Annotated in this window: 16 protein-coding genes and 1 tRNA gene; 7 read left to right on the forward strand and 10 right to left on the reverse strand. The window is 65.1% G+C overall.

Annotation, left to right across the window (positions count from 1 at the left end; all coding sequences use genetic code 11):
• Both O9281_RS05920 and rnd read right to left on the reverse strand, forming a co-directional pair.
• Complete coding sequence (locus O9281_RS05920; protein WP_298183714.1) at window positions 1-897, reverse strand: hydrogen peroxide-inducible genes activator; 897 nt, start codon at window positions 895-897, stop codon at window positions 1-3.
• Window positions 894-2,096 carry a ribonuclease D gene (rnd, locus tag O9281_RS05925; RefSeq protein ID WP_298183715.1) on the reverse strand — a complete coding sequence of 401 codons (1,203 nt, stop codon included), beginning with the start codon at window positions 2,094-2,096 and terminating at the stop codon, window positions 894-896. The genes O9281_RS05920 and rnd overlap by 4 nt, the downstream gene beginning before the upstream one ends.
• A 116-nt stretch (window positions 2,097-2,212) precedes the next feature.
• On the opposite strand from rnd, the gene aspS reads away from it, so the two are divergent.
• The 5 genes from aspS (at window position 2,213) to mltG (ending at window position 7,716) form a co-directional block, all read left to right on the forward strand.
• Complete coding sequence (aspS, locus tag O9281_RS05930; RefSeq protein WP_298183717.1) at window positions 2,213-3,994, forward strand: aspartate--tRNA ligase; 1,782 nt, start codon at window positions 2,213-2,215, stop codon at window positions 3,992-3,994.
• 70 nt (window positions 3,995-4,064) lie between these two features.
• The gene (locus O9281_RS05935) at window positions 4,065-4,985 is read left to right on the forward strand and encodes a tetratricopeptide repeat protein (protein ID WP_298183718.1); all 921 of its coding nucleotides are present in this window, start codon (window positions 4,065-4,067) and stop codon (window positions 4,983-4,985) included.
• Window positions 4,986-5,120: 135 nt separating this feature from the next.
• A complete protein-coding gene (locus tag O9281_RS05940; protein WP_147091056.1) occupies window positions 5,121-5,357 on the forward strand; it encodes an acyl carrier protein in 237 nt (78 codons plus the stop codon).
• A 122-nt stretch (window positions 5,358-5,479) separates the two neighbouring features.
• The gene (gene fabF, locus O9281_RS05945) at window positions 5,480-6,742 is read left to right on the forward strand and encodes a beta-ketoacyl-ACP synthase II (RefSeq protein ID WP_298183720.1); all 1,263 of its coding nucleotides are present in this window, start codon (window positions 5,480-5,482) and stop codon (window positions 6,740-6,742) included.
• Window positions 6,742-7,716 carry an endolytic transglycosylase MltG gene (mltG, locus tag O9281_RS05950; protein ID WP_298183722.1) on the forward strand — a complete coding sequence of 325 codons (975 nt, stop codon included), beginning with the start codon at window positions 6,742-6,744 and terminating at the stop codon, window positions 7,714-7,716. Before fabF ends, mltG begins: the two co-directional genes overlap by 1 nt.
• A gap of 7 nt (window positions 7,717-7,723) precedes the next feature.
• Here the strand turns inward: mltG and O9281_RS05955 are convergent, their stop codons facing one another.
• Window positions 7,724-9,691: an alkyl sulfatase dimerization domain-containing protein gene (locus tag O9281_RS05955; RefSeq protein WP_298183724.1), complete on the reverse strand. Its 1,968-nt coding sequence runs from the start codon at window positions 9,689-9,691 to the stop codon at window positions 7,724-7,726.
• 234 nt (window positions 9,692-9,925) lie between these two features.
• Here O9281_RS05955 and O9281_RS05960 point away from each other — a divergent pair, with 234 nt between their 5' ends.
• Together O9281_RS05960 and O9281_RS05965 are read left to right on the forward strand one after the other, a co-directional pair.
• Entirely contained in the window at window positions 9,926-10,438 is a 513-nt protein-coding gene (locus tag O9281_RS05960; protein ID WP_298183725.1) for a 2'-5' RNA ligase family protein, read from the forward strand.
• 74 nt (window positions 10,439-10,512) lie between these two features.
• A tRNA-Met gene (locus O9281_RS05965) sits at window positions 10,513-10,589 on the forward strand.
• Window positions 10,590-10,783: 194 nt separating this feature from the next.
• On the opposite strand, the gene O9281_RS05970 is transcribed toward O9281_RS05965, so the two are convergent.
• Genes O9281_RS05970 through O9281_RS06000 form a run of 7 tightly spaced genes read right to left on the reverse strand, consistent with a single transcriptional unit; the run spans window position 10,784 to window position 18,227 of the window.
• Window positions 10,784-10,963, reverse strand: a complete 180-nt coding sequence (locus O9281_RS05970) for a formate dehydrogenase subunit delta (RefSeq protein ID WP_298183935.1) — start codon at window positions 10,961-10,963, stop codon at window positions 10,784-10,786.
• Window positions 10,964-10,991: 28 nt separating this feature from the next.
• On the reverse strand, window positions 10,992-13,835 hold the full coding sequence (fdhF, locus tag O9281_RS05975; protein WP_298183726.1) for a formate dehydrogenase subunit alpha: 2,844 nt from the start codon (window positions 13,833-13,835) through the stop codon (window positions 10,992-10,994).
• Window positions 13,825-14,355 (reverse strand): molybdenum cofactor guanylyltransferase, encoded by a 531-nt coding sequence (locus O9281_RS05980; protein WP_298183727.1) that lies wholly within the window; start codon window positions 14,353-14,355, stop codon window positions 13,825-13,827. The genes fdhF and O9281_RS05980 overlap by 11 nt, the downstream gene beginning before the upstream one ends.
• Window positions 14,352-15,863: an NADH-ubiquinone oxidoreductase-F iron-sulfur binding region domain-containing protein gene (locus O9281_RS05985; RefSeq protein ID WP_298183729.1), complete on the reverse strand. Its 1,512-nt coding sequence runs from the start codon at window positions 15,861-15,863 to the stop codon at window positions 14,352-14,354. Before O9281_RS05985 ends, O9281_RS05980 begins: the two co-directional genes overlap by 4 nt.
• Entirely contained in the window at window positions 15,860-16,285 is a 426-nt protein-coding gene (locus O9281_RS05990; protein WP_298183730.1) for an NAD(P)H-dependent oxidoreductase subunit E, read from the reverse strand. Before O9281_RS05990 ends, O9281_RS05985 begins: the two co-directional genes overlap by 4 nt.
• Window positions 16,282-17,115, reverse strand: a complete 834-nt coding sequence (gene fghA, locus O9281_RS05995; RefSeq protein ID WP_298183731.1) for an S-formylglutathione hydrolase — start codon at window positions 17,113-17,115, stop codon at window positions 16,282-16,284. The genes O9281_RS05990 and fghA overlap by 4 nt, the downstream gene beginning before the upstream one ends.
• Entirely contained in the window at window positions 17,115-18,227 is a 1,113-nt protein-coding gene (locus tag O9281_RS06000) for an S-(hydroxymethyl)glutathione dehydrogenase/class III alcohol dehydrogenase (RefSeq protein WP_298183732.1), read from the reverse strand. The genes fghA and O9281_RS06000 overlap by 1 nt, the downstream gene beginning before the upstream one ends.
• Window positions 18,228-18,245: the final 18 nt, after the last annotated feature.

Raw genomic sequence — 18,245 nt, forward strand, 5'->3', positions numbered from 1 at the left:
CTAGCCGGCGCGCAGTTCCTCGGCCAGCAGGCGGAACTCATCCCCGCGCGGGCTGTTCTTGCGCCAGACCAGGGCGATCTCGCGGTTGGCGGAATCGCTGCGCAACGGGCGGGCGATCACATCGGTGCCGTTCAGGATCCCGGCATCGAGCGCCATTTCCGGCAGCATGGTCAGCCCCAGGCCATTGTCGACCATCTGCACCAGGGTATGCAGCGAGGTGCCGATCATCGTAGCCGAGGCGCGCAGTTCCGGCCGGTTGCAGGCGGCGAGCGCGTGCTCCTTGAGGCAATGCCCGTCTTCGAGCAGCAGCAGCCGGTGCTCGTCGATCAGGTCGGCGGTAATCTCCGCTGGCGGATCGCGCGGGTCGTTCTTGGGAAAGGCAACATAGAGCGCATCCAGCTCGATGATTTCCTTTTCCACTTCGCCAGTAGGATAGGGCAGGGCCAGCAGCACGCAGTCGCAGCGGCCGTGATGCAGGCTTTCCATGGCCGCCTGGCTTGTTTCCTCGCGCAGGTAGAGCTTGAGCTGGGGCCGCTCGCGGCGCAGCCGGGGCAGCATGCGGGGCAGCAGGAATGGCGCGATCGTGGGGATCACGCTCATCCGCACTTCGCCCGACAGCGGCAGTCCGGCGCTTTGGACCATTTCGGACAGCTCTTCCGCCTCGCGCAACAACCGGTGCGCCTTGGCGACCACGGCATTGCCCAGCGGGGTGAAGCGAACCGCGCGCTTGGTCCGTTCGACCAGCACAACACCAAGCAGCGTTTCGAGATCGCGCAAGCCCGCTGAAAGCGTCGATTGGGAGACGAAACAGGCATCCGCAGCCCGACCGAAATGCCCATGTTCATGCAGGGCAACCAGGTATTGCAACTGCTTGAGAGTGGGCAGGTATGTGGTCATTCGGCCGCCTGGCACTTGGGCGGTGCGTTTCCGATCTCGTCGATGTGGGCCATCTTGAGCCGGCCCTTCACGACCGCGAAGGCCAGCTTGCCTTCGACCAGTTCAAGGGCGTCGCGGCCGAATTGGTCATAGCGCCAGCCTTCGAGCAAGGGCAGCTCGCGCACTCCGGCGGCCAGCAGTTCAAGGTCTTCGCTCCGCGCCAGCAGGCGGGCCGCAACGTCGATCTCGCGGCTGCGGATCTTGAGCAGCAGTTTCAGCAGATCGGCCACCAGCGCGCCTTCCTTGCCCAGCGGGGCGCCACGCGGCGTGCGCGGGGGAAGTTCATCCTCGTTCAGTGGCTTGGCCGCTTCCAGCGTTGCCATCATCCGCTTGCCGATTTCGTTGTCCTTCCAGCCGGCCGAAAGTCCGCGCACCTTGGCCAGGTCCGCCTGGGTTTTCGGAGGATGGCTGGCGATGTCGGCCAGCGTTTCGTCCCGGGCGATCCGGCCGCGCGGAATGTTCTTGTCCTGCGCCTCATACTCGCGCCAGGCGGCCAGGGCCTTGAGCCGCCCCAGCATCGCCGGATTGCGGCCGGACGCCTTGATCCGCTGCCAGGCAACCGAGGGGTCGTTGCGGTAATTGGCCGGGTCGGCCAGCTTTTCCATCTCGATATCGAGCCAGGCCCCGCGCCCGGTCTTGATCAGGCGCTTGAGCATCTTCGGGAAGATTTCGGCCAGGTGGGTCACGTCACCGATGGCATATTCGATCTGGCGCTCGGTCAGCGGCCGCCGCGACCAGTCGGTAAAGCGGGCGCCCTTGTCGATCTGCAGGCCGAGCCAGCTTTCAACCAGGTTGGAATAGCCGATCTGTTCCGACTGGCTGATTGCCATCATCGCGATCTGGGTATCGAAGATCGGATGCGGGGTCTTGCCGGTCAGGTTGTAGATGATTTCCACGTCCTGCCCGCCGGCGTGGAACACCTTCAGCACGTCCTCGTTGTCCACCAGCAAGTCGAGCAGCGGGGCCAGATCGAGGTCCTTGGCCAGCGGATCGATCGCCGCGGCCTCGGTCGTGTCGGCGATCTGGATCAGGCACAATTCCGGCCAATAGGTGTTCTCGCGCATGAACTCGGTGTCCACGCAAATGAAATCCGCCTTGGCGAGTCGGGCACAGAGTGCGGCCAGCGTGGCACTATCGGTGATCAGGGGGTGTATCTTCATCGCGCTTTTCTATAGTTGGACCCGTGCGAGCCCGCGGCTTGACAAATGCACGGGCTTCGCCTGTTAGCCCGCGCTTTCGCCCCTGCATCATTGCAGGCCGATTGGAAAGAGTTTCGATGCATCTTTATCGTTCGCACACCTGCGGCGCGCTGCGCGCCAGCGATGTAGGCCAGACCATCCGCTTGTCGGGTTGGGTCCACCGCAAGCGCGACCATGGCGGCGTGCTGTTCGTCGATCTGCGCGATCATTACGGGATGACCCAGATCGTGGCCGATGCCGACAGTCCGGCACTGCCGATCCTGGAAGGCCTGCGGGTGGAATCGGTCGTGACCATCGATGGCGAGGTCAAGGCCCGCAGCGCCGGAACGGTGAACCCCAATCTGCCGACCGGCGAGATCGAGGTCTTTGCCCGCGGTGCCACGGTGCTGAGCCGCGCCGAGGAACTGCCGCTGCCGGTGGCGGGCGAACAGGAATACCCCGAGGATATCCGCCTGCGCTACCGCTTCCTCGACCTGCGGCGCGAGACGCTGCACGCCAATATCATGACGCGCACCGCGATCATCCGCGAAACGCGCCGCCGGATGGAAGACATCGGCTTTACCGAGTTTTCCACCCCGATCCTGACCGCCTCCAGCCCCGAAGGCGCGCGCGATTTTCTGGTGCCGAGCCGTATCCACACCGGCAAGTTCTTCGCGCTGCCGCAGGCGCCGCAGCAATACAAGCAGCTGCTGATGGTTGCCGGGTTCGATCGCTATTTCCAGATCGCCCCCTGCTTCCGTGACGAGGACCCGCGCGCCGATCGCCTGCCGGGCGAGTTCTACCAGCTCGACCTGGAAATGAGCTTCGTCACCCAGGAAGAAGTCTGGGAAACGATGGAACCGGTCATCGCCGGGATCTTCGAGAAGTTCGCGAACGGCAAGGCGGTGACCCCGGCCGGCCAGTTCCCGCGCATCCCCTATGCCAAAGCGATGCTCGACTATGGCACGGACAAGCCGGATCTGCGCAACCCGCTGATTATCCGCGACGTGACCAGCGAGTTCACCGCTTCGGGCTTTGGCCTGTTCGAGAAGATCGTCGGCACCGGCGGCGTGGTCCGCCTGATCCCGGCCCCTGACACCGCCGGGCTCAGCCGCAAGTTCTTTGACGACATGAACGAGTGGGCGCGCGGCGAGGGCTATGCCGGGCTTGGCTATGCCACCCGCAAGGATGGCGTGTTCGGCGGTCCGATCGCCAAGAACCACGGCGAGGACAAGATGGCCGCGCTGTGGGATTCGCTCGGCCTTGGCCCCAACGACGGCGCGTTCTTCGCCGCCGGCAAGGAAGACCAGGCTGCCAAGCTGGCCGGTGCCGCGCGCAACCGCGTGGGCGAGCAGCTTGACCTGGTCGAGAAGGACGCCTTCCGCTTTTGCTGGATCATCGACTTCCCGTTCTACGAATGGGACGAGGACGAGAAGAAGCTCGACTTCGCGCACAACCCGTTCTCGATGCCGCAGGGTGGGCTGGAAGCGCTGCAGACGCAGGATCCGCTCACAATTAAAGCGTACCAGTACGACATGGTCTGCAACGGCTATGAACTGGCGTCGGGCTCGATCCGCAACCAGCACCCGGACCTGATGGTCAAGGCCTTCGAATTGACCGGCCTGACCCAGGCCAATGTCGAGGCGCGGTTCGGCGGCATGTACCGCGCGTTCCAGTATGGCGCACCGCCGCATGGCGGGATGGCGGCCGGGGTCGATCGCATGGTCATGCTGCTCTGCGGCGTGCAGAACCTGCGCGAGATCACGCTGTTCCCGATGAACCAGCGCGCGGAAGACCTGCTGATGGGGGCGCCTTCGCTGGCCGAACCGAAGCAGCTGCGCGAACTGGGCCTGCGGATCGTCGAGCAGCCCAAGGCATAAACGCCGCATTCAGCTTGCGTCGGCTACCCCCGTTGCGGCAATCACTGTCGCAACGAGAAGGGTGGAGCCGATGCGAATCAAGGGCTTGGGGCTGGCGCTGCTGGCCTGCGGATCAGCCGTGCAGGCTGAAACGCTGCGGGTGGACAATTATACCCCGGTCCGGTCAGACGCGCTGGTCGTGCTGCGGGACATCCAGGTCGATACGCTGGGCGGCAATGTCGGTCAGGCCATGGCCCTGCAGATCGAGGACAAGCTGCGGACGATCGATTACGGGCAGGGGCCCTGGTTCCGCGTGATTCCGGCTTCGCTGGCCAGGGGCGGCGATGCAGTGTTCCGTGGTACTGCCGACATCGACATGCAGCGGTTCGAGAGTTCCGAAACGCGTGAGCGCTGCATCAAGGACGCGCAGAACAAGTGCACCGACCAGAAGGAAAAGTACCAGGCCAGCTGCATCCGGCGCGAGTTTTCGCTGGAGACCCGCCTGCGCCTGATCGGTCATAATGGCGAACTGCTGTGGTCGGATGACAGCAGCGAGCCCCATACGGAGAATCGGTGCAGCGACCAGTCGGGCTATTCGCGCGGCCCGCGCGACGTCGAACGGCTGCTGATTGGGCGAGTGGTAGCGCGGATCGAGGCCGACATGGTGCCGCGCCGGGCTGTCACGGACGTTCGCGTGGACGAGAATCGGCGTGCGCTCGCCAAGGACGATGCGGAGCAGTTCAAGCGCGCGGTTCGCCATGTCCGCGATGGCCAACCGAACGAGGCCTGCGCCTTGTGGACCCAGCTGGGCGAGCGTTATCCGGCACATCAGCCGACCCGCTTCAACCTGGGTCTCTGCGCCGAATTCATTGGCAAGACGGCCGACGCCCGTGCCCGCTACCTAGAGGTTCTGAAGCTCAATCCGGCCCATTCCGCCGCTTCGACCGGAATCGGCCGGCTCAACCGCCGCGAACTGGCGTTGAAGCAGCTGGAAATGCGCGATGCGAGCTGAGCGCCAGTCGCGGCAGCCATGTCTGAATATGTATGAGCTTGTGTGCTTTCCTTGCACCCCCTTGCCAGCCGCCGCGCCGTTCTCTAGGGCGGGGTCCAACGCTATTTCATCTGCCGTTCACGAAGGGGTAAATCCATGAGCGACACCGCCGACCGGGTTAAGAAGATTGTCGTCGAGCACCTCGGCGTCGAAGCCGAAAAGGTTACTGAAGACGCGAGCTTCATCGATGACCTGGGCGCTGACAGCCTCGACATTGTCGAGCTGGTCATGGCGTTCGAAGAAGAATTCGGCGTCGAGATCCCTGACGATGCGGCTGAGAAGATCAGCACCGTTTCGGACGCGATCAAGTACATCGACGAGAACAAGGGCTGACAAGCCCTTATCCGCTCCGGCCCCAAGCCTGTCTGGGGGTTGAAAGGCGGAAATCGAGCTACGAAATCTGACAGGCTCAGCCCCGGCAAGGGACTGGGCCTGTCGCATATCCGGAGAAGTGCATGCGCCGTGTTGTGGTTACCGGACTGGGCCTCGTGACCCCGCTGGGCGGGGACGTGGAAACGACCTGGGCCAACCTGATCGCCAGCAAGTCCGGCGCGGGCCCGATTACTCGCTTCGATGCCAGCAACCAGAAGTGCACCATCGCGTGCGAGGTGAAGCCGGCCGATCACTCTTGGGGATTCGATCCCGGCCTGCGCGTCGATCACAAGATCCAGCGCCAGGTCGATCCGTTCATCATCTATGGCCTCGATGCTGCCGGGCAGGCGCTGGAAGATGCCGGTCTGGTCGATATGGACGAGGACCTGAAGCTGCGCACCGGCTGCTCGATCGGCGCCGGGATTGGCGGCCTGCCGGGGATCGAGGAAGAATCGATCGTCCTGCATGAAAAGGGTCCCTCGCGGGTCAGCCCGCACTTCGTCCATGGCCGGATCATCAACCTGATCTCGGGCCAGGTCTCGATCAAGTATGGCCTGATGGGGCCGAATCACGCGGTCGTAACTGCCTGCTCGACCGGCGCGCACTCGATTGGCGATGCCGCCCGGATGATCAAGGATGGCGATGCCGACGTGATGCTGGCGGGCGGGGCCGAAGGGACCGTCAATCCGCTAGGGATTGCCGGTTTTGCCCAGGCCCGCGCGCTCAACTGCACCTTCAACGACCGCCCCGAACAGGCCAGCCGTCCTTATGACAAGGACCGCGATGGCTTCGTGATGGGCGAGGGCGCCGGGGTGGTCGTGCTGGAAGAGTACGAGCACGCCAAGGCGCGCGGCGCGAAGATCTATGCCGAGGTGGTCGGCTATGGCCTGTCGGGCGATGCCTATCACGTCACCGCGCCGCACCCGGAAGGCAAGGGCGCCGAGCTGGCCATGCGGATGGCGCTGCGTAAGGCCGGAATGGGCCCGGGCGACATCGACTATGTCAACGCCCACGGCACCTCGACCATGGCCGACACGATCGAACTGGCCGCGGTCAAGCGCGTGCTGGGCGATGACCTGACGGGCGCTTCGATGAGCAGCACCAAGTCGGCCATCGGCCACCTGCTGGGCGGGGCCGGCGCGGTCGAGACGATCTTCTGCATCCTGGCGATCCGCGACCAGATCGTGCCGCCGACGCTGAACCTCGACAATCCGGATGAAGGCACCGAAGGTGTTGACCTGGTGCCCAAGGTGGCCCGCAAGCGCACCGTCCGGGCCGCGCTGAACAACAGTTTCGGCTTTGGCGGCACCAATGCCTCGCTGATCGTCAAGGCGCTGGTAGACTGATGCTGCTCCGGCGCGGGTGCTGGCCGCTTGTCGCGGCGGGACTGCTCGCGCTCGCCGCGCTGGGCTGGTTCGTCGGCGGTTGGTTTTCCGGTGGCCCGCTCAAGCAGGATACGGCCTTTGTGGTGCCCGACGGGGCCAGCCTGGGCAGCGTCGCTACCAAGCTCGAGCGTGAGGGCGCGATCGAAAGCGCCGAGGCCTTCCGCTTGCGGGCGCGGATCTTTGGCGCGGGTTCGTCGATCAAGGCCGGTGAATTCATGCTGCCCAAGGGCGCCAGCCCCTCGCGCATCCTTTCGATCATCCAGGGCGACGAGGTACTCCGGCGCTTCCTCACCGTGCCCGAGGGCATGCCCTCGATCATGGTCTACGAACGGCTCATGGCCAATCCGCAGTTGACCGGCACGATCGAGGTTCCGGTCGAAGGGTCGATCCTGCCCGATACCTATGAGATCCAGAGCGGCGAAAGCCGCCAGGCCGTGGTGCTGCGGATGCAGGCCGCGATGCAGCGCACCCTGGCCGAACTGTGGGCCCAGCGCAGCCCCACTACGGTGGTGAAGACCCCGCAGGAGGCGATCATCCTCGCTGGGATCGTCGAGAAGGAAACTGGCAAGCCCAGCGAACGCCGTCTGGTCGCCGGCCTCTATTCGAACCGCATCCGCCAGGGCATCATGCTCCAGGCCGATCCCACGATCATCTACCCGATCACCAAGGGCAAGCCGCTCGGGCGCCGCATCCGCCAGAGCGAGATCCAGGCGGTCAACGATTACAACACCTATACCATGACCGGGCTGCCCAAGGGGCCGATCACCAATCCGGGTCGCGAATCGATCGCGGCAGTGCTCAACCCGCGGCAGACCGACGTGCTCTACATGGTGGCCGATGGCACCGGTGGGCACATGTTCGCCCGGACCCTGCCGGAGCACAATGCCAACGTTGAGCGCTGGTATGCGATCCGGCGGGCCCGGGGCGACTTCTGACCGGGCGCTAGGGCTCGACGATATTGAAGGCGCCCGGCAGCGGATCGATCGCGGCCAGCCAGGCTTCGACCGCCGCCCGATCACCCTCGACTTTGAGCCCGGCCATTTCGAGCTGGGCCAGCGGCAGTTTCATGAACAGCAGGCCCAGCATCATCCGGCGGGGGCCGGTGATGGTGGCGGCGGGCTTGGCCACCGGCCTCAACCGGCCAATCATCGTAGTGCGGCTCACCTCGATCCCGGCGGCCTCCTGCCGGTCCGGCATCACCAGGTTGATCGCCAGGGTGCGCCCGCCCAGCTTGCCCGGATCAAACCGCGTGGCGGCCGAATCGAGCAGTTCCTGGGTGGGAACGGCGGCGATCATGTCGTTGCTCTGCGATGACGTGGCGCGGGTCTTGACCCCTTCGCGCAGCTCCTTGGCCGCCATCAGGAACTGGTTGCGCCAGATGCCGCTTTCGGCCTGATAGCCCTGTTGCTCGAAACTGTCGGCCAGCAGTAGCCGGGCGGGGCGGTTGGTCGGCTCGGCGAAGACGATCTGGCTGAGCAGGTCCGAAGACCAGCGATAATCGCCTGCCGCAAAGGCCTTGCGCGCCGCCGCCAGGGCCTTGGCCGATCCGCCCATCGCCGCCATCATGCGCTTGGCCCGCTCGACCGGCGGGTGGGCGTTGAGATTGGCCGGATTGGCATCGTACCAGCCCAGGTAGAACTGGTAGACCGCCTTCGAGTTATGGCTGTAGGTGCCGTAGTAGCCGTGGTTGAACCAGTCCTTGGCCAGTTCCGGCGGATGCTTCAACGCCTCGGCAATCTCGTGCATGGTTTCGCCCCGGTTCATCAGGCGCACTGTCTGGTCATGCAGGTAGCGGTAATTGTCGCGATTGGCGGCCAGCGCCGATTGCACCTCGCCCTGGCCGAAGCGCGGCCAGCAATGGCTCGAGATCAGCGCATCGCTGCGCGGCCCCCAGGTTTGCAGCGCCTCGTCGATGAAACCGGCCCAGATCCGCGCGTCGCGCACCTTGGCTCCGCGCGGCGTCAGGATGTTGTGCAGCGAACAGGTGGTCATTTCCGATGAGAGGAAGGTCCTTGTCGGCTTGAGATAGACGTTCAGTTCCGATGGTGCCTCGCTGCCCGAAACGATCTGGAATTCGAGTTCTACCCCATCGACCGTCCGGGTCTCGCCGGTCTTGTAGATGGTGTCGCTAGGCGCGATCAGCGTGATCTCGCCAGCGGCCACGGCAGTCCCGATGCCGCTGCCGATCTGCCCGGCGGGCCCCGGTACCAGACCGGCACCGAACTGGTAGTTGGCGCGTCGACCCATCGCAGCCCCGGCCATGACGTTTTCCGACACGGTTTCTTCCATGAAGTGCGCCGGGGCAATCACGTCCACCTTGCCAGCCTTCACATCGGCCTCGTCGATCACCCCGCGCACCCCGCCAAAGTGATCGCCATGGCTGTGGCTATAGATCACCGCCGTGACCGGGCGTGGTCCCAGCTTCTCGTTGACCAGTGCCAGCGCCGCCTTGGCGGTTTCGCGGGTGGTGAGGGGATCGATCAGGATCCAGCCGGTCGCTCCGCTCACCACGGTCATGTTCGAAATGTCGAACCCGCGCACCTGCCAGACGCCATCGGCCACCTGGAACAGGCCGTGCCGCCGCAAGATGCCGATATGCCGCCAGAGCGAAGGGTGCACCGTATCAGGCGCGGCTCCGGCAACAAAGTCATAGGCGGCCAGGTTCCAGACCGTCCGGCCATCGGCAGCCTTGATCAACGGATCGGCCCGCGTCCCGACAAACCCCCGCGCCGCGAAATCCGCATCGCGGCCATCGTCCCGTGGCAGCGCCGCCGCAGCGGCGCGCTGGGCGGCGAGTGTCGCGGCCGTGGCCGGCTTCGGTGCATCTGGTGCGGGCGCCTGGGCCAGCAGCAACGGAGCAAAGGCAAGCAGAGCAGTGCTGGCCAGGCGGCGATGGCGCAGTGCGGTCATGGTTTGAATCCTCCCTTGGGCCACGGTGCTGGGCAAAGCCGATTCGAGCAAGCGCGTTCGCTTCATCGGCGGGGTCGATCACCAAAAACGAATCTGTGCATTGGTGCCGTGCGGAGTCTGCCGGTATCCGGTGCCCATCCCTCCCAAACCGGGCTTCGCCAGGCGCGATCCGGTAAGGGGCGGCGGATCATCCACACCCCTCCCGGTCCGCCGCCCCCAAGGGTATAAGGCCTCATGGCATTTGAACCCTTCATCGTGACCGCCGAGTTGCCGCCAGACGTGCTGAATTGGGCAGATGGCCTGCGCCGCACGCATTTCCCTCCGGAACGCAATAACCTGGCCGCGCACGTCACCCTGTTCCACGCACTGGCGCCTTCACTGCGCGAAGAATTGCCGGCGGTCCTTGGCCGCATTACCGCGCAAACGCCGCCACCCGAAGTGGCGCTGACCGGATTGATGAACCTGGGGCGGGGGACTGCCCTGGCGCTTTCCAGTCCGGCCATGCTGGCGATCAGGGCCGAGATTGCCGAACACTTTCACGGCATGCTGACCGCCCAGGACCAGGCGAAACCGCGCCTGCACATCACGATCCAGAACAAGGTCGCGCCGGAGGCCGCCCGCGCGCTCCAGGCCCAGCTTGAACCGGTCATCCAGCCGCGCGAGTTCCGGTTCACCGGGCTGGGCCTGCACCGCTATTGCAACCCGCATTGGGAGGCGGTCAGGGTCTGGCCATTTCGCGGCAAGTGAGTGGTTGACCGCAAGCGCGCCGCACCCTATGTGCGCCGCCTGCCGAGGGCGCTTAGGCGCCAAAGCCTGTTCGGGGCGGAGTAGCTCAGTCGGTTAGAGCAGCGGAATCATAATCCGCGTGTCGGGGGTTCGAGTCCCTCCTCCGCTACCATCCTCAGCCTTGGAAATTCCGGTTGAGGGTGCCTTGCTGTGACTTGGCAGGCTGTCCATCTGCGATCTGAAGAGCAACTCGACTCGGGCCAGCTTGGCCTCGGCTCGACAAGGCAAAGGCATGCTCTTCGTCGTAACCGGTCCCCAAGCAGAAGAGCACGCCCGATCGTCGCCGGAAACGGCTGCGGCTATTGCTCAGGCCGGATCAAGCCGATCCAGCGCGGCGCGGGCAATCGGATCGAGCGGCGAACGATCGCCACCCAGGATCGCTGCCTTCATGCGCGGGTCCCAGAAATCGCGGATGTGTTGGGCCGTGGCGGCAATCGCCGCATCCTCGCCCTGCGCGGCCAGATTGCGGGCGATCTGGTTGGCCATATGGTGCAGCCGGGCGAGGTCCACCCCGCTACTCCGCCGGTTCGCGGGCCACGCGGCGGCTGCGCTCGGCCCAGCTGGCATAGCTTTCCTGCCAGTCGGTTGGCCCGTTGCTGGGCATTACCTGGACGGCGGTCACCTTGTATTCCGGGCAATTGGTGGCCCAGTCGGAATAGTCGGTAGTAACGACGTTGGCCTGGGTCGCCGGGTGGTGGAAGGTGGTATAGACCACGCCCGGCGCCACCCGGTCGGTCACATCGGCGCGCAGGGTCGTCTCGCCGGTGCGACTGGCGAGGCGTACCCAGTCGCCGGTCTTGATCCCGCGGTTCTCGGCATCGGCCGGATGGATTTCCAGCAGGTCTTCCTCATGCCAGACAGTATTGGCTGTGCGCCGGGTCTGCGCGCCAACATTGTATTGCGACAGGATCCGCCCGGTCGTCAGCAACAGCGGATAGCGCGGCCCGGTTTTCTCGTCGGTGGGCACATAGTCGGTCACCACGAACCGCCCGTTGCCGCGCACGAAGCCATCGATGTGCATCACCGGTGAGCCCTCGGGGGCCGCCGCATTGACCGGCCATTGCAGCGATCCGGCTTCTTCGAGATGGTCATAGGATACCTCAGCAAAGCTGGGGGTCAGCCGCGCGATCTCGGCCATGATTTCGGCCGGATGCCGGTAATCCCAGTCCTGCCCCATGGCTTGAGCCAAGCGCTGGGTCACTTCCCAGTCAGCCAGGCCATTGGCAGGTTCCATCACCTTGCGCACCCGCTGGATGCGGCGCTCGGCATTGGTGAAGGTGCCGTCCTTCTCCAGGAAGGTGCTGCCCGGCAGGAACACATGCGCGTAACCGGCGGTCTCGTTGAGGAACAGGTCATGGACGATGACCAGCTCCATCGCCTTCAGCCCGGCGGCCACGTGGTGGGTATTGGGATCGGACTGCAGGATATCCTCGCCCTGGATGTAAAGCGCGCGGAACGAGCCATCGAGCGCGGCATCGAGCATGTTGGGAATGCGCAGGCCCGGTTCGGGATCGAGCGCGACGCCCCAGTCCTGCTCGAACAGCCCGCGCGTCGCCGAGTCCGAGATATGGCGATAACCGGCCAGCTCGTGCGGGAAGGAGCCCATGTCACAGGAACCCTGGACATTGTTCTGGCCGCGCAGCGGGTTCACGCCCACGCCGGGGCGGCCGATATTGCCCGTCGCCATGGCGAGGTTGGCAATCGCCATGACGGTCGAGGAGCCCTGGCTGTGCTCGGTCACGCCGAGGCCGTAATAGATCGCCCCGTTGCCGCCCGTGGCATAGAGCCGGGCGGCGGCGCGCAAGTCAGCGGCGGGGACGCGGGTGACGGCTTCCAGAACTTCCGGACTGTGCCTTTCGTCCGCGACGAAGCGCGCCCAGTCCTGATATTCGTCCCAGTCGCAGCGTTCGCGGATGAACGCCTCGTCGGCCAGCTCCTCGGTCACGATCACGTGAGCCATGGCGGTCAGCACCGCGACATTGGTGCCGGGTTGCAGGGGCAAGTGATGCGCGGCCTCGACATGGGGCATCCGCACCAGGTCGATCCGGCGCGGGTCGATCACGATCAGCTTGGCACCTTGCCGCAGCCGCCGCTTCATCCGGCTGGCAAAGACCGGGTGGGCGTCGGTGGGATTGGCCCCGATCACCAGGATCACGTCGGCCTGCATCACGCTGTCGAAATCCTGCGTGCCTGCCGAAGTGCCGAAGGTGGTCTTCAGGCCATAACCGGTCGGCGAATGACAGACCCGTGCGCAGGTATCGACGTTGTTCGATCCGAACCCGGCGCGGACCAGCTTCTGGACCAGGAAGGTTTCCTCGTTGGTGCAGCGGCTGGAGGTGATCCCGCCCAGCGCCCGTGCGCCATGCTGCGCCTTGATCGCGTTGAGCCGCTGGGCGGTATAGGCAAAGGCCTCGTCCCAGCTGACCACGCGCCAGGGATCCTCGATGCTCTCGCGGATCATCGGCTCCAGCACGCGGTCGCGGTGATTGGCATAGCCCCAGGCGAAGCGGCCCTTGACGCAGGAATGGCCGCGGTTGGCCTTGCCATCCTTCCACGGCACCATCCGCACTAGCTGCTCGCCGCGCATTTCCGCGCGGAAAGTGCAGCCAACCCCGCAATAGGCGCAGGTCGTCACCACGGCGCGTTCGGGCTTGCCGATTTCCTTCACCGCCTTTTCCTGCAGCGTAGCGGTAGGGCAGGCCTGGACGCAGGCCCCGCAGGAGACGCATTCGCTCGACAGGAAATCGTCGCTCGCCTGGCCCGCGCTGACCTTCGATGCGAAACCGCGCCCGGCGATGGTCAGGGCAAAGGTTCCCTGCACCTCGTCACAGGCGCGCACGCAGCGCGAACAGGCGATGCATTTGCTGGGATCGAAATCGAAATAGGGGTTGGAATCGTCGGTCGGCAGGCCGAGGTGGTTTGCCCCGGCATAGCCATAGCGCACATCGCGCAGGCCCACTTCGGCAGCGGTATCCTGCAATTCGCAATCGTTGTTGGCGCTGCAGGTCAGGCAATCGAGCGGGTGATCGGAGATATAGAGCTCCATCACCCCGCGCCGCAGCCGCTGGAGCCGCGCGGTCTGGGTGTGGACCACCATGCCGGGTTCGACCGGGGTGGTGCAGCTCGCCGGGGTGCCCTTGCGCCCGTCGATCTCGACCAGGCACATCCGGCACGAGCCAAAGGCCTTGACGCTGTCGGTCGCGCAAAGGCTGGGGATCGAACCGCCGCATTCCGCCGCCGCGCGCATCACGCTGGTGCCGGCGGGCACGGTTACCGAACGGCCATCAATCGCCAGCGTTACCGCCTGATCCGACTGGACCGCAGGGGTGCCGAAATCAGCTTGCGGTTCATAGCCCATGCTGTGTCTCCGCCGCCCGCAGATCGGCGGGCGTGTTGATATTAGCAGGCGCGGCGGGAAGATGCACGGGCCGCGCATTGATCGCTTCGGCCAGCGCGCGCATCGAATGCTTGCCGGGGCTCGTCAGGATCGCCTCGACCGCGCTGGCGGCATTGGCGGGCCACAGGCCGATAATCGGCTGATCGGTGAGATAGGCGGGGGCCGGGTTGAGCAGTTCGGGGAGGTTTTCGGGCAGAAAGGGGGCGTCGACCCCGCAGGTCAGCACCGTTTCATAACCGGCATCCTGGCCATGGCGCAGCGCCGCCGCGATCCCGCCCAGCGGCCCCATGCCGGGTCTCGGCCAGTCGGGCAGGGTGGGGGCAGGGGCCTGGTCCCGCCCGACAACCACCACGGCGTCGCACCAGCCCGAAAGGGTGTCGACCGCGCGGGCCAGCAGGCTCTGTCCCTTGAGCTGCGCCAGCGCCTTGTCGCTGCCGAACCGGCTGGCCGTTCCGCCCGCCAGGACACAGCCCAGGATCACGCGAAATCCTCCGGCCAGTGCTTCAATGCCGAGCGGACAGGGTAGGGCGTGAAACCGCCCAGCGCGCAGAGCGAGCCGAATTGCATCGTCTCGCACAGGTCTTCCAGCAGTTGCAGGTCTTCGGCGCGGCTGCGGCGGTCCTTGCGGGCATTGTGCATCTGGGCCAGCGCCTCGACCGCATCGGCATCGCGACCGCCCGTCCTGATCCGGTCGATCAGTTCGACGCCGCGGGTCGAACCGATCCGGCAGGGAGTGCACTTGCCGCAGCTTTCGGCCGCGCAGAACTGGAAGGCGAAGCGGGCGAGGGCGCCCATGTCGGCCGTATCGTCGAACACTACCACGCCGCCATGGCCGATCAGCGCGTCGGCCCCGGCATAGGCTTCGTAATCGAAGGGCAGGTCGAACTGGCTGGGGTGGATATAGGCGCCCAGCGGCCCGCCGACCTGAACTGCCTTGACCGGTCGACCCGAAGCGGTGCCGCCACCGATGTCATGGATCAGTTCGTTGAGGGTGATGCCAAAGGCCGTCTCGAACAGTCCTCCGTGCCGGATATTCCCGGCCAGCTGGATCGGCATGGTGCCTTTGGAACGGTCAATGCCAAGGCTGTCATACAGGCCCGCGCCGCCGGGCACCATGATGTGCGGTATGGCGGCCAGCGTGAGCACGTTGTGTACCACTGTAGGGCATCCGAACAGCCCTTCGTGTGCCGGTAGCGGGGGCTTGGCCCGCACCTCGCCGCGCTTGCCTTCGATCGAGTTGAGCAGGGCGGTTTCCTCGCCGCAGACATAGGCCCCGGCACCGACCCGCACCTCGACCCGGAAGGGGGCAATGTGTTCACTGGCCAGTTCAATTGCTGCGTTCAACTTGTTGATTGCATGCGGATATTCGCTGCGGACATAGATGTAGCCCTGTTGCGCCCCTATGGCCTGGGCGGCAATCGCCATGCCTTCCAGCAACTGGAACGGATCGCCTTCCATCAGCATCCGGTCGGCAAAGGTGCCGCTATCGCCCTCGTCGGCGTTGCAAACCACGTATTTCCGAGGCCCCGGAGCTTCCAGCACGGTCCGCCACTTGATCCCCGCCGGGAACCCGGCACCGCCACGACCGCGCAGACCCGAGTGGGTAACCTCCGCGACAATCTCTGGCGAAGTCAATGATTTTACGCGGTTCAATGCCGACCAACCATCGGTTGCGGCATAGTCGGCCAGGCTCAACGGCCGCGTCTTCCCGGCGCGGGCAAAGGTCAGCCGCTGCTGCCGCTTGATAAAGGGATGGTCCGCAATCGCGCCAATCCACTTGTCGGAGGTTCCGGCGAGCACTGCTGCAACATCCTCGGGAAACAGCGGTCCAAAGCCAATCCCGTCGATCTCCGCCAGCGGCTCCAGCCAGTGCATGCCCCAGCTCGAAACCCGCTCAACCGTGCAGCCCGCTGCGACGAAGGCTGCCGCCACGGCATCCGCCCCGCAGGCCAAGGCCAGGGCGTCGTCGCTGATCCGCACCAGCGTCATGCCGATTGCACCAGTTTGACGAGCGCCGCCGCATTGAGCCGCGCATGCAGACGATCGCCGATCCGGGCCGCCGGACCAACGCTGCACAGGCCCAGGCAATAGACGGGTTTCAGCCGCACCCGCTCGCCAGCGGCAGCCTCTGCCGAAGCAACCAGTTCCTCCACCCCGCGCGCCTGGCAGGCTTCGGCGCGGCACAATTCGATGCAAGGCCTTGGATCGGGTTCGGCCGAAAAGTCGTGATAGAAACTGACCACGCCGTGCACTTCGGCCCGGCTGAGATTAAGTTCGTGGGCGATGACCCGTTCCGCCTCGGCATCGACGCAGCCGAATTCGCGCTGGATATCGTGCAGGATCGGCAGGAGCGGGCCTTCGCGGCCCCGGTGGCTGGCGCAGATTTCGGCGATGCGCTCGGCCCGCGTCACGCCTTCAATCGCGCCGCATGCCAGCCGATGTGATCGGCCATGAAGGTGGAGATGAAGTAGTACGAATGATCGTAACCCGGCTGCATCCGGATCGTCGCCGGAATACCGGCCTTGCGGCAGGCCATGACCAGTAGCCCGGTCTTGAGCTGCTCGTGCAGGAAATTGTCGGCATCACCCTGGTCGACCAGAAGATCGGGCAGGCGGCCGCCACCCTCGATCAAGGCACAGGCATCGTACTCGCGCCAAGCGGCCTTGTCCGGGCCGAGGTAGCCCCCCAGCGCTTTCTCGCCCCAAGGACAGTTCAGCGGGCTGACGATCGGGGAAAAGGCGCTGACCGAGCGAAAGCGATCGGAATTGCGCAAGCCGATGGTCAGCGCGCCGTGGCCACCCATCGAATGGCCGGTAATCCCCTGACGCGCCATATCGACCGGGAAATGCCCGGCGATCAATGCTGGCAATTCCTGCTCGATGTAACTGCGCATCCGGTAATTGGCCGACCACGGCGTTTGTGCTGCATCGACGTAGAACCCAGCGCCCTTGCCGAAGTCATAGCCTTCATCATCCGGCACCAGATCGCCGCGCGGGCTGGTATCCGGGGCCACGAAGATAACCCCATGCTCCGCGCAGGCGGCGCGGAACTCGCCCTTTTCGGTCACATTGGCATGGGTGCAGGTCAGGCCCGACAGATACCACAGCACCGGCAGCTTCTGCCCCGGCACGTGATCCGGCACGAAGACCGAGAAGGTCATCGGCGTGCCGGTCTCGGCCGACTGGTGGGTATAGACGCCCTGCGTGCCGCCATGGCTCCGCCAGGCCGAGACCTGTTCCATCAGAACACCACGACCGAGCGGATCGACTTGCCCGCGTGCATCAGGTCGAAGGCGGTGTTGATCTCTTCCAGCCCCATTACGTGGGTGATCATCGGATCGATCTGGATCTTGCCCGCCATGTACATATCGACGATCTTGGGCACATCGGTGCGGCCCTTGGCCCCACCAAAGGCCGTGCCGCGCCAGTTTCGTCCGGTCACGAGTTGGAACGGCCGGGTGGCGATTTCCTTGCCGGCTTCGGCCACGCCGATGATGATTGAGGTACCCCAGCCACGATGGCAGGCCTCCAGCGCGGTACGCATCACTTCGGTATTGCCGGTGGCATCGAAGGTATAGTCCGCGCCGCCATCGGTCATCAGCACGATCTTGGCGACCACGTCCTCGCGGCTCATGCCCTTGGAATTGAGGAAGTCGGTCATCCCGAACTTGCGGCCCCATTCCTCGCGGTCTGGGTTGATATCAACACCGATGATCTTGTTCGCTCCGGCCAGCCGCGCGCCCTGGATCACGTTGAGGCCAATGCCGCCGAGGCCAAAGACCACGACATTGTCACCCACCTGGACCTTGGCCGTGTTGATTACCGCGCCGACCCCGGTTGTCACCCCGCAGCCGATGTAGCACGAGGTTTGGAAGGGGGCGTCCTCGCGGATCTTGGCGACGGCGATTTCGGGCAAGACGGTGAAGTTCGAAAAGGTGCTGCAGCCCATGTAGTGGAAGATGGTCTGGCCCTTGTAAGAGAACCGGCTGGTGCCATCGGGCATCAGCCCCTGGCCCTGGGTCGCGCGGATCGCGGTGCACAGGTTGGTCTTGCCCGAGAGGCACGACTTACACTGGCGGCACTCCGGCGTGTAGAGCGGGATCACGTGATCGCCAGGCTTTACGCTGATTACGCCGGGGCCAACCTCGCGCACGATCCCGGCCCCTTCATGGCCCAGGATCGAGGGGAAGATGCCCTCGCTGTCAAACCCATCCAGCGTATAGGAATCGGTGTGGCAGATACCCGTCGCCATGATCTCGACCAGCACTTCGCCAGCCTTGGGGCCCTCAAGGTCAACCTCGACGATCTCAAGCGGCTGTTTCGGTGCAAAGGCAACGGCGGCACGGGTCTTCATAATGGCTCACTCCCCAGG

Origin of the sequence: Novosphingobium sp., from assembly GCF_027531025.1 — a bacterium.
In the GTDB taxonomy this organism is placed as follows: Bacteria; Pseudomonadota; Alphaproteobacteria; order Sphingomonadales; family Sphingomonadaceae; genus Novosphingobium.

Bases quoted from the DNA above. Each gene is read 5' to 3' on its own strand.
- O9281_RS05920 (WP_298183714.1), bottom strand. From the start codon at position 897: ATGACCACATACCTGCCCACTCTCAAGCAGTTGCAATACCTGGTTGCC.
- rnd (WP_298183715.1), bottom strand. From the start codon at position 2,096: ATGAAGATACACCCCCTGATCACCGATAGTGCCACGCTGGCCGCACTC.
- aspS (WP_298183717.1), top strand. From the start codon at position 2,213: ATGCATCTTTATCGTTCGCACACCTGCGGCGCGCTGCGCGCCAGCGAT.
- O9281_RS05935 (WP_298183718.1), top strand. From the start codon at position 4,065: ATGCGAATCAAGGGCTTGGGGCTGGCGCTGCTGGCCTGCGGATCAGCC.
- O9281_RS05940 (WP_147091056.1), top strand. From the start codon at position 5,121: ATGAGCGACACCGCCGACCGGGTTAAGAAGATTGTCGTCGAGCACCTC.
- fabF (WP_298183720.1), top strand. From the start codon at position 5,480: ATGCGCCGTGTTGTGGTTACCGGACTGGGCCTCGTGACCCCGCTGGGC.
- mltG (WP_298183722.1), top strand. From the start codon at position 6,742: ATGCTGCTCCGGCGCGGGTGCTGGCCGCTTGTCGCGGCGGGACTGCTC.
- O9281_RS05955 (WP_298183724.1), bottom strand. From the start codon at position 9,691: ATGACCGCACTGCGCCATCGCCGCCTGGCCAGCACTGCTCTGCTTGCC.
- O9281_RS05960 (WP_298183725.1), top strand. From the start codon at position 9,926: ATGGCATTTGAACCCTTCATCGTGACCGCCGAGTTGCCGCCAGACGTG.
- O9281_RS05970 (WP_298183935.1), bottom strand. From the start codon at position 10,963: ATGGCCAACCAGATCGCCCGCAATCTGGCCGCGCAGGGCGAGGATGCG.
- fdhF (WP_298183726.1), bottom strand. From the start codon at position 13,835: ATGGGCTATGAACCGCAAGCTGATTTCGGCACCCCTGCGGTCCAGTCG.
- O9281_RS05985 (WP_298183729.1), bottom strand. From the start codon at position 15,863: ATGACGCTGGTGCGGATCAGCGACGACGCCCTGGCCTTGGCCTGCGGG.
- fghA (WP_298183731.1), bottom strand. From the start codon at position 17,115: ATGGAACAGGTCTCGGCCTGGCGGAGCCATGGCGGCACGCAGGGCGTC.
- O9281_RS06000 (WP_298183732.1), bottom strand. From the start codon at position 18,227: ATGAAGACCCGTGCCGCCGTTGCCTTTGCACCGAAACAGCCGCTTGAG.